Here is a 1113-nt window from a genome sequence, read left to right as displayed (position 1 = left end):
GGCTGTTGCTCTACTCATAAGGATTAGCCTAGGCCATAGCTGAGAAATCTTCTTGGCTTTTTATTCGGTCTATCCATTTTAGAATATTTGGGTAGTGATTTAGATCGAAGCCGCCATCATGCGCTACATGCGTATATGCAAACAAGGAAATATCGCAGGTTGTTATCGAGTCTCCAGTCAAAAAAGGTGTTTGCGTAAGTTGAGTTTCCATGATTCGAAGTGCTGAATTACCGCCTTCTTGTTTTGACTTGTATTCCTCCAGCCTTTCTTCGGGCAACCCAAGGTATTTGTTAATAAACCTTGCAACAGCAATATATGGTTCGTGGCTGTATTGTTCAAAAAACTGCCACTGATGCACTTTAGCTCGATGCCAGATATCGCTGGGGTATAGCGCGCTACCTTCGCATAGATAATTCAAGATGGCGTTCGACTCGCTAAGCGTCTCTCCTTGATCTGTTATGAGTAATGGAATCTTACCTGCAGGAGAAAGAGCTAGAATTTTTCTGGTTTTGGTTTCGCCCTTCAGGATGTCTATATGAATCCAATCATGCTCAATGTTGAGAAGCTGGCATGCTAGATGTAGTTTGTAACAGTTGCCTGAGTTAACATCTCCGTAGATCTTCATCTCATTTCCTTATGCGTTTACGATCATCTTAGTTTATCAATTTTCGTTTTAGTGAGTTAGTTAATGTCTCAGTGGAAGTCAGTACCTGATTTTTCGAACATCAAGTATGCACGTTATATCGTTCCAAATTTTGCTTCAAACACAGTTTGTATTGAGCTTAATGAAGCTAAGGTTGTTGTAATTAGCCCTGGAAAGTCTCTGATCGATAGTTTTGCTGAAATGTACCCGGGTTTTGATGAGGTTTTAGGTGAGGGGTTGGAGATCGTTATGCCTAATGCCTATCATTTTTTAGGCGTCGCTTCTTGGCTTGAGCGCTTTCCAAAGGCGAAACTGTATGCGTCAGAACAAGCAAAGCCGCTTCTTGAAGGTAAGGGTGTTAGAAATATTAATGTCATTTCGGATGGTGACTCTCTATTCGACAGTGATTGTCAGTGGTTTGCGCCGCCTGGACATCGAGGTGGAGACTTGTGGTTAAGTGTTAGAGAGCA

2 protein-coding genes are annotated in these 1113 nt (G+C 42.0%); one reads left to right on the top strand and one right to left on the bottom strand.

Features of this window, described 5'->3' with window-relative positions; translation table 11 throughout:
• Positions 1-28: 28 nt before the first annotated feature.
• Positions 29-625, bottom strand: coding sequence for a glutathione S-transferase family protein (locus A3739_RS18270; RefSeq protein ID WP_068481617.1), 597 nt, complete (start codon positions 623-625; stop codon positions 29-31).
• 63 nt (positions 626-688) lie between these two features.
• Here A3739_RS18270 and A3739_RS18265 point away from each other — a divergent pair.
• A partial coding sequence (locus A3739_RS18265; protein ID WP_156502678.1) for a hypothetical protein occupies positions 689-1113 on the top strand: 425 nt, incomplete at its 3' end.

The organism is Oleiphilus sp. HI0067, assembly GCF_001635735.1.
This window is presented reverse-complemented; position numbering and strand designations above follow the sequence as displayed.

Bases quoted from the DNA above. Each gene is read 5' to 3' on its own strand.
- A3739_RS18270 (WP_068481617.1), bottom strand. From the start codon at position 625: ATGAAGATCTACGGAGATGTTAACTCAGGCAACTGTTACAAACTACAT.